At 36.4% G+C, this 9,349-nt stretch carries 9 protein-coding genes; 7 read left to right on the top strand and 2 right to left on the bottom strand.

Features of this window, described 5'->3' with window-relative positions:
• Positions 1-132: 132 nt before the first annotated feature.
• Both ABMA79_RS14660 and ABMA79_RS14655 read right to left on the bottom strand, forming a co-directional pair.
• Complete coding sequence (locus ABMA79_RS14660; protein ID WP_393093534.1) at positions 133-783, bottom strand: outer membrane protein; 651 nt, start codon at positions 781-783, stop codon at positions 133-135.
• A gap of 45 nt (positions 784-828) precedes the next feature.
• Positions 829-1,218, bottom strand: coding sequence for a polyhydroxyalkanoate synthesis regulator DNA-binding domain-containing protein (locus ABMA79_RS14655; RefSeq protein WP_021265786.1), 390 nt, complete (start codon positions 1,216-1,218; stop codon positions 829-831).
• 492 nt (positions 1,219-1,710) lie between these two features.
• Here ABMA79_RS14655 and ABMA79_RS14650 point away from each other — a divergent pair, with 492 nt between their 5' ends.
• The 7 genes from ABMA79_RS14650 to ABMA79_RS14620 form a co-directional block, all read left to right on the top strand.
• Complete coding sequence (locus ABMA79_RS14650; protein ID WP_393093531.1) at positions 1,711-3,582, top strand: tetratricopeptide repeat protein; 1,872 nt, start codon at positions 1,711-1,713, stop codon at positions 3,580-3,582.
• A gap of 62 nt (positions 3,583-3,644) precedes the next feature.
• The gene (locus tag ABMA79_RS14645) at positions 3,645-4,199 is read left to right on the top strand and encodes a hypothetical protein (protein WP_393093528.1); all 555 of its coding nucleotides are present in this window, start codon (positions 3,645-3,647) and stop codon (positions 4,197-4,199) included.
• Positions 4,200-4,305: 106 nt separating this feature from the next.
• Positions 4,306-6,069 (top strand): ABC transporter substrate-binding protein, encoded by a 1,764-nt coding sequence (locus ABMA79_RS14640; RefSeq protein ID WP_392857581.1) that lies wholly within the window; start codon positions 4,306-4,308, stop codon positions 6,067-6,069.
• A 114-nt stretch (positions 6,070-6,183) separates the two neighbouring features.
• Complete coding sequence (locus tag ABMA79_RS14635) at positions 6,184-7,125, top strand: ABC transporter permease (RefSeq protein ID WP_392857578.1); 942 nt, start codon at positions 6,184-6,186, stop codon at positions 7,123-7,125.
• An 8-nt stretch (positions 7,126-7,133) separates the two neighbouring features.
• Positions 7,134-8,006: an ABC transporter permease gene (locus tag ABMA79_RS14630; protein ID WP_392857575.1), complete on the top strand. Its 873-nt coding sequence runs from the start codon at positions 7,134-7,136 to the stop codon at positions 8,004-8,006.
• Between the two features lie 108 nt (positions 8,007-8,114).
• Positions 8,115-8,945 (top strand): hypothetical protein, encoded by an 831-nt coding sequence (locus ABMA79_RS14625; protein WP_393093525.1) that lies wholly within the window; start codon positions 8,115-8,117, stop codon positions 8,943-8,945.
• Positions 8,946-9,349 (top strand): hypothetical protein (locus tag ABMA79_RS14620; RefSeq protein WP_393093522.1); only part of this gene is annotated, 404 nt, incomplete at its 3' end.

The raw sequence follows: 9,349 nt of genomic DNA, 5'->3' as shown, positions 1-9,349 counted from the left end.
TTTGTTCAAATGAGAAATAATAGACATTCTTATTATGATTAAGTTCAGAAATCGACTTAGTAAGCGCCAGGGAAGTGAGGCTTTTTCCAACGCCTCCTTTTCCCGTGACGATATATAAGTCTTTAAACTTCATTAGAATTTGTAGAAGACCGTAAGTAGAACTTTAAAGTAGTATCCCTCAACATCTGAGCGATTCTCTTGATCTACATCAAACGGATCGTTAAATGTGGCCATAGCACCAACAGAGATTTTTCTATTTAAATCAAAGTCTGCACCTGCACCAAGTTGATAACCAAATACTGTCTTTGCATCTGACTTATACGTTTCAGTCTTAATCTGAGGTCTAAAAAATCCAAGACCTGCTGCAAGGAATGGTTGGAAAGCATCGTAATGAAATAGCTTTCCTTTCGCTCCAAAAAGAAGTCCTGCAGTTTTCGAATAAGTGCCTTCATATTCATGTTTTGAATAATGTAGGTTGGCGTAAAAATCAAATGAGTAAGAAGCCTTATAATTGTAGAATAATTCGGCCGTAATTTTATCTTCACCGTTATCTTTTAGATCACTCATTAGAAGTGTTTGACCAATTCCGATCCCAACTGAGTGAATGTGAAGCTCTTGACCACTAAGTAGGGCCGCCGCTGCTGCAGCATCTGAATTCTTCTTCGCTGATTTTGAAGAAGTCAGTTGTTTAACTGTTTGTGCTTGTGTTTGAACACCAAAAATAAAAAGGCCTGCTAGAATAACTGCAGGCCTTAATATAGATTTTGAAATTTTAGAAATCATTTCACCCTCTAAACTAAATATATATGCAGTAATAACTGCCTTATATTAGTTTAAAGTAGTCGTAGTTTCAACAGAAGAGTTTAGGTTTGCTGCACTGTTGAAAGCGTTGAAAGTTTGAGCTGGAGCTTCTTCAACTACTGGAGCTTCAATACCTTCTAGACCTCTAATGTATCCAGTGAATGTACCTTCTTCACCACGGATAACTCTCTTAAGAAGTTCTACGTCACCTGGCTTAGTTGACTTTTTCTCTTGATCAAAAAGAAGTTGAATTTGAGTCATGTAAGTGATGTCGTTTTTAGTCTTGTTATCAATAACTTGAATCTCGTGACCTTCTCTGATGATTTGAGCGATCTCTTCAAGTGTTACATAGCAACTTTGGTGTGTGTCATAAAGTTTTCTGTTTTGGTACCTTTTAATAATTCTTACATCATTCATTCTACTACCCCTATTGGTTTACGAATATATCTCAAGTTTAATTTTAGAATTCTCTTGAGCTAAAACGAGTTAATAATTAACACGACGCTTTCTAATAGTTAAGCTTTTTGTATAAATTTCACCGTTAAGACATATTAAGTAAAATTAAATACTTACAAGTTCAACTTATTACAAAAGACAGGTTGGTGTTCATAGATTTTATTGATTTCCCGCTGTGTCTATTGCTGAGCGTTTTGAAATTTGCATCAGAGAAGTAACAGTCTATGACAGTAACTGTCAAGGGATAGGCTTCTTAATTTTATCTAAATTCAAAGAGAATCCATTTATTTGCCATGATTTCAACTATTTATCATGCATTAGGTCGAGCTAATGCAAGTTGTTGATTCTTGAGTACTTACTTATGTTGCCCCTACGAAATTAAGGATTAATTTTCTTTAAGAAATATCTATTTAGGACGATGAGTGATTGAGGCAGTAAGGCCAAGGATATTAAATGTTTAAAATTTTCATTAAAAATTCACTCTGCACCGTAGCTTTAGTAACACTTGTTGGTTGTGCGACGACTAGCAGTGTTAAAGATGATTCTGATTCTAAGATAAATGAAGAATCTCAGCTTTCAAGTACGATTACTGATATTGAGAAGGCAAGGCGGGCCCAAGAGTTCGTTGATCAGTCTCTTTCGGAAATTGTAGAGGAAGCAAAGACAAAGGGTGAGGCAACAGTGAACTTTATTGCAAGTGACCTGTTCCTAAAAGCAGCAGATGCTTCATTAAGTGGTGACTCTGTTTCAGCTTCTCTAATTTTAAAGCACGTTGTTGAGTTAAAACCTAAAGATATTTACCTGAGAAAAAAGTATGCTGTTGAGCTAATCAAGTCGAGCCAACTAGAAGATGGAAAGAAGGAACTTGAGTACCTTATTAAACATGCAGATAAAGAAATTAAGGTGAAGGCTAAATTGCTACTTGCAGGAGTGTATGGGGCCCTAGGTAGTTCAAAGAAATCAATTAAGCTATACCGTCAACTAGTCTATAAAACTAAGCCAATTCTAAGCGAAGCTTGTATTTACTTATCGAAGGCATATGTTGATGCAAAGAAATTTAAAAAAGCAGTTGGAACATTAAGTTACTGCTCTAAAAAAGATCGTGATAATCGAAGTGATTACGCCTTTCATAAAGGTAAGATTTATTTTGAAAAGTCTGATTACAAGAATGCGAAGAAGTACTTTAATAACTCTTTAAAACTTGATCCAACAAATCAGCAGAGTACGATCCTTCTAGGTATGATCTATGAGCAAGAAGGAAACTTCAACTCTGCAAAACTTCTTTATCATAAGTTCTTAAAGTATGACCCAAGTAATTATACAGCTCTTGGAAAGTACGTGAATTTATTATTCTCAGATGGAGAGTATGAGAAGGTTGTTCCATACTTAGAGAAGCTTTTGGCCCTTGATCCTGAGAACTTAAATTTGAAAGTGAGACTAGGGGTTATTTATACTGAGACAGAAAGAATTGAAGATGCAAAAGGTATCTTTAAAGAGATCCTTTCTGTAATACCAGATTCTGATAAGGTTCTGTACTACCTAGCAAGTCTATATCAGAAGTCTAATGAGGGTGACTTAGCTGTAACTTATTTCTCACGTATTAAAGAAGACAGCTCTCTCTTTCATGAGTCTAATATTCAGATTGCTAATATTTTAAATACCTATGCTCAAAAAGATCGTTCTCAAGAAAAGCGTTTTGTTGAATTCGTGAAAGAGCGTTCAAAAGCATCGAAAGAGTTACGTTTTGAACTAGAAGTTATTCTTGCGGGCTACTATGAAAATAGAAAAGACCTTGGAAGAGCGATTGCTTTAATGGAATCTCAAATTGAGCACGATAGCTATACTGATGGCCACGCATACTATCTTGCGTCTTTATATGAAAAAGATAAGGCCTTCACAAAAGCAGAAAAGATCATGCTCGATATCTTAAAGCGTGATCCTAATAATTCTCATGCACTAAACTTTCTAGGTTACACATACTTAGAGCAAGGTGTTCATATGGATAAGGCCTATGCTTATATTAAAAGAGCTGTTCAGCTTAATCCACAAGATGGGTATATCCGAGACTCTTTAGGTTGGTACTATTATAAAACTGGTGAGTATCAAAAAGCATACCGCGAAATTAAGAAGGCATTTGCTCTTGTTAGTGATGATGTGGTCATTGCAAAGCACTTAGGGCTCATATATACTTCATTAAAGAAGCCAGAAAAGGCTCGTCAATACTATGTCGAGGCACTTAAAAATTGTACGAAAGTAAACGAACGCGAAGAAATTCTAAATTATATCGAAAAGCTGGACTCTGTGCGCTTGCCGGCATCTCGTTAATATCCTGTACAACAAATCCAATTAAAGAAGACATAAATGCTAAGGGCTCAACTGATAAAGTTGTGGCCCATAAGCTTCTTAGTAGTGGACTATGTAAAGAGTTTAAAGGCCGAGGCCGTTTAAAGTTTGGCAAAAGTCAGGACCGATTTACATACAATGCCATTTTAAATAAAAAGACATTTAGCTTGGCCATTGATGTACCTTTCAAAGGACAAGAAACTCTTATTCTTCCACTCGACGCAACTAGACCAGTTCAAGGAACTCTTTATAAGAAAATCTCAACTGAGTTAATGAAAGCAGGGCGTTATACATCATTAAAAATTTTAGATGACTTTTTACTTAAAAATCGTCTCTTCTTCAGTGACTTGAAAAATGTCGACAGCAATTATTGTGACAGTGGGTGTCTTGAGGGCAAGCTTACACATTACAGCAATGGCAATGTAGACTTCGAGAGAAAGATGCTTGGAAAGTATGAGTATCACGCAAGCTTCAGCCAGCTCGAGGCCAATGAATATAAATTCATCAGACTCGAAGGTATTAGGCACACAAAGAATCCACAAAAAGAGCAGAGAATTTTGGCCTTAGATTTAATCGTCGATAGCTGTGAATCTATCTAGCAGCGCAACACCGATTCCTAATAAATTCTAGTAAATTTATCTTATCTCTTGTATAAATTACTCTAGTATTATTCTATGCAATAATTTTTTGAACAAAGGATGGTTTATGAAATCAAGGAATCTTGTTTCATTTTTAATCATGGGACTTTTAACTTTAACTGTTTCATGTACAAAAAAAGTAGATCTTAGTGAGAAAGTTCTACATCTGGCCGTTACTTCAGAAGTGAAGGGAATGGATCCAATTTACTCAAACGACAAGTACTCTTCAAATGAAGTTGGTCGTGTTTATGAAGGTCTACTAGAGTATCATTATCTAAAAAGACCATACACGCTTGTGCCAAACCTTGCAGAATCTCTTCCTGAAGTTTCTGAAGATGGACTAACTTATACTTTCAAAATTAAACAAGGTGTTCTATTTCACGATGATGCTGCTTTTAAAGATGGTAAAGGTCGTGAGCTAGTTGCACAAGATTTCGTATACTCAATTAAAAGACTTGCTGATCCAAAGCTTCAGGGGCTTGGTTGGTGGCTACTTCAAGACAAAATTGTAGGTCTTGATGAGTGGCGTGAGAAAAACTCTAAAAAAGATACTGTTGATTACACAGAAGTTGTTGAGGGACTAAAGACTCTTGATAAGTATACTCTTCAGTTCAAACTAAAGAAGCAATTCCCACAATTCCTATACTCTCTTGCAATGCCATTCACATTTGTTGTTGCTAAGGAAGTTGTAGATCACTACGGGAAAGAATTCCTTAACCACCCAGTTGGTACAGGGCCATTTATGCTTAAGGAGTTCCGTCAGTCTGCAAAGAAATTTACTTACGAGGTAAACCCTAACTTTAGAAAAAAACTTTTCCCAACTGAAGCAAGTGATGAATTTAAGCACATGCTTAAGTACGCAGGTAAACAAGTTCCTTTCGTAAAAAAAATCGAAGTTAATATTATCAAAGAAGATCAACCAAGATGGCTAAACTTCCTAAAGGGTAGAGTCGATTATATTGGTATCCCAAAAGATAACTTTGAATCAGCTGTTACTCCAGGTAAGGGACTTGGTGATGAGTTCGCTAAGAAAGGAATTGAGCTTTCAGTTTCACCATCTCTAGATGTTACTTACACAGCATTCAATCATGATCTAAAACTATTTCACAATGTTGACCTAAGAAGAGCTCTTGCTCTAGCTTACAATGTTAAAGAATTTAATAAGCTATTCTATAATGATACAGCTCTTCCGGCACAATCAGTTGTTCCTCCGGGGATCGCTGGTAATATGCCAGATTACGTAAGTCCTTACAGAAGCCGTGACCTTGAAAAAGCTAAAGCACTTCTTGCAAAAGCTGGTTACCCTGAAGGTAAAGGTCTTCCAGAAATTACTTATGACTGTCCAAGTTCTTCAACTTCAAGACAAATTGGTGAACTATTCAAGAAACAAATGGCCGAAATTGGTGTAAATATCAAAGTTGTTCAAAACTCATGGCCAGAGCTACAAAAGAAAATCACTGCTCGTCAGGTAATGCTTTACGGAATCGCATGGGGTGCAGATTACCCAGATGCTGAAAACTTCCTACAGCTTCTTTACGGACCAAATCGTTCACCAGGTGCTAACGGATCAGGTTACAACAATCCTAAGTTCAATGAACTTTTCGCAAAAGCTTCAATTATGCAAGATTCTCCTGAGAGAACAGCAATTTATGAGCAGCTTAATAAGATGGCAGCTGAAGAAGTTCCATGGCTATACGGTGTTCACCGTCAGTCATACCTAATCAAGCATAGCTGGTTAAGGAACTACATCACAACTGACTTTGAAGCTGGTCAAGCTCAATACCTAGATATTGATCTTGAAGCTAAAAAGAATATGCAATCAAAATTATAATTGATTTATAGCGCTGGAGATCTCTCCGGCGCTTATTTAATGAAGCAATCGAAATGGTTGCTTTTTTAAATAAGCGAAACGCTTTAAATAAGTAAGAGCTAAGGAGCTGTTTTTGTGAATACTTGGTCATATATTTTAAGAAGATTACTTTATACGATCCCTATTATTCTTGGGGTATGTTTAATTATTTTCGCAATCTTTAACCTTTCTGGGTATGATCCTGCCCAACTTCTATTAGGTAAGCACGCAAGCGCGAAGCAAATTGCAGAGGTAAGACACGAGCTAGGTTTAGATCGTCCTCTTGTTGAACAATATATTGGTATCGTAAAGTCTGCATTTACATTCGACTTTGGTCGTTCATGGGCAACTAAGCAAAGTATTATTGAAATGATTAAAGAGGGTGCTGTTCCATCACTAACTTTAACTCTTCCAGCTTTCTTAATTTCGACTATTCTATCAATCTTACTGGCAATTGTTGTTTCGTTCTTTAGAGGAAAAGCAATTGACCGTACGTTAGTTATTGTAAGTGTTTCTTTAATGAGTATCCCATCTCTTGCATATATTCTTTTCTTCCAAAAGTTTTTTGCATATGAGCTAGGATGGTTTGAAATTTCAGGTTACGAACATGGATTCCCTTACTTTATTCCTTACGTAATTCTTCCAGTTATTATTATGGTCGTATTAAACTTAGGTCCTGACCTTCGTTACTTTAGAACAGTTATTCTAGATGATATTTACCAAGACTATGTTCGTACAGCTCGTGCAAAAGGTCTTAGTGAAAGAGTCGTTCTATTAAAGCACGTTTTAAAAAATTCATTAATTCCAATTATTACATATGTAGTTATTCAAATCCCTTTCCTTATTTTAGGTGCTCTACTTCTTGAGAGTTTCTTCTCAATTCCAGGGCTAGGTGGATTAACTGTAAAAGCTGTATTTGATAATGACTTTCCAGTTATTAAGGCAATGACGATTCTTTCGGCAATGGCCTATATCATCTTCACAGTAATTACGGATATTCTATATACAATCGTTGATCCAAGAGTAAGGTTAAAGTAGGAGTTGTCATGTCAGCAAATTTATCAAGCGAATCAAAATCACTATGGGGACATGCTTGGACTGAGCTTAAAAAAGATAAAGCCGCAGTCTTCAGTATGGTTGTTATTGGATTATATGTATTACTAGCTGCACTTACATTCTTTGGTGTAATTGCAGGTGAATGGTCAAAAGAAATTGGTGCGTCTTATATGCCACCAAGTGCCGATGCTTTATTTGGAACAGACATTTTCGGACGCTCTGTTGTTTATAAAACTCTAAAAGGTGCAGAGATGGCAATTGGGATTGGTTTCTCAACAGCAATGATCTCAACTGTAATTGGTGTGACTCTAGGTCTTATGGCCGGATACTTTGGTGGAAAAGTCGATGAAATCATTGTTTGGTTTTACACGTCACTTGCATCGATTCCATATATCATGCTTCTTTTTGCCGTAACAATGGTACTAGGAAAAGGAACGTCGTCATTATTCTTAGCTCTTGGGGTAACTTCTTGGGTAGGTCTATGTCGTCTTGTGCGTGGTGAAGTTCTTCGTCACAAGGAAAGAGAGTATGTCCAAGCAGCGGCAGCTCTTGGTGCAGGTAATATGAGAAGAATGTTTAAGCATATTCTTCCAAATATCTTCCACATTGTTATCATTCAATTCTCTCTAAGATTTCAACAGGCGATTAAGTCTGAGGTTATCCTTTCTTATTTAGGACTTGGTGTTCAAGGACAGCCATCTTGGGGAACAATGATTGATGATTCAAAACTTGAACTTGCTCGTGGTGTTTGGTGGCAACTTTCTGCGGCAACACTGGCGATGTTTGTGCTTGTTCTAGCACTAAACCTTCTTGGAGATGCTCTTCGTGACTCTCTAGATCCAAAGCTTAAAGGTAAAGCGTAGGAAAACGCTCTACTATTAAAAAATAGCTTAATTTATTTACTCAACATTCCGATAAATATTGTTAAGAGGGCCTAGAAATAGGCCCTAATTTTATTAACTTACGGGATTATGAGAGAGATAAACTTAAGCCTCCATCAAATACAAAACAATCCTCTACTTAAGGGAGAGTTGTATTGGTCACGTCCAAGTGGCAGACGCCTTCTTATAGGCCGTGCTGGAGAGTTTGCAAATCTCGAGTTAGTAGAAAAACTTTCTCAACAAAACGATCAATTCTTTCAAAAAATAATCATCGATGAAGAGCGCGTCTCTAAGGTCATTGACCACTTTATGGATCTTCAAAAGGCCCAGTTAGAAGAGGTTAAGCTACGTTATCGTAATCTTATTTTGGTGGACTTCTACCGCGCCTTAAAAGAAGGTGAGAAGTCTTCAACACTAGACTTCGTTTTTATTTGTCATGAAACTTTCTATGAGTTCAACAATGATAAGATAAACCTTGAAGAAGAATTTATTAAAACAAGTGCTATCACTTTTAAGAAGGCACAAGTTATCGCTTCTTCTGTTGTTTACTTGTCACTAGTATCTGGTTATCTCGACTTTAACTTTTTAAAGGAAATTTTTAATACAGTCCTAATGACTTACTTCTCATATGTTTGCCGTAATGGAACAAGCGTAACAGATAGGCTAGCAGGCCTGGAGGAGTCTTATGGGAATATTAAGTATCTAAAGAGTTTAAGTAAGGACTTTTTTGAGCTCGACTATAACTTGGACGACGATATTAGTAACCTATGGCATAAGGTTCATGATCAGGTGTTCGCCTTAGAGTTAGAGTTTGACTCCAATGATATTGAAGTCATCTTTAAATCCATTTTAGAAAATGTAAAAGACTATCGCTACTTCAATGAAATTTTCTCTCAAGAAGATATTGGGAGGAGTGCTTAGATGACTAATAGAATTGAAGTTTACACATTTATTGCACAAGAGCTTTTTGATAAGCTAGGTGAATTAATGTGTGAAGACTTAAGTTTTATTCAAGTCGAAAATATTACAGAGCTAGCGGATAAGAAAAATATTATTGTTGATGACGTCAGCTATAAAAATACTAACCCAATGGGGAAAGTTGTCTATATTAGCGAAGAAGTCAAAATCGGTGAAGTCAGCCTTACTCCTGATGCTATCTATACAGAGAATTCATTTATCTTAAATGAACTTGAAAATTACTTCGGTGTTTTACAAACACCTAAAAACCGTACATTTCCTCAATTTACAAAGGTTAAGCAGTACAAAATTCTTTCTCGCTTTAGTGTCGGTTACTATTGTGATCTTGCAAATCTTAAGGCCCATGA

The sequence above is a fragment of the Halobacteriovorax sp. HFRX-2_2 genome (genome assembly GCF_043196705.1).
Taxonomy (GTDB): Bacteria; Bdellovibrionota; Bacteriovoracia; order Bacteriovoracales; family Bacteriovoracaceae; genus Halobacteriovorax_A.
The sequence above is the reverse complement of the archived record's forward strand: the minus strand, read 5'-3'. Positions and strand labels throughout refer to the sequence as shown.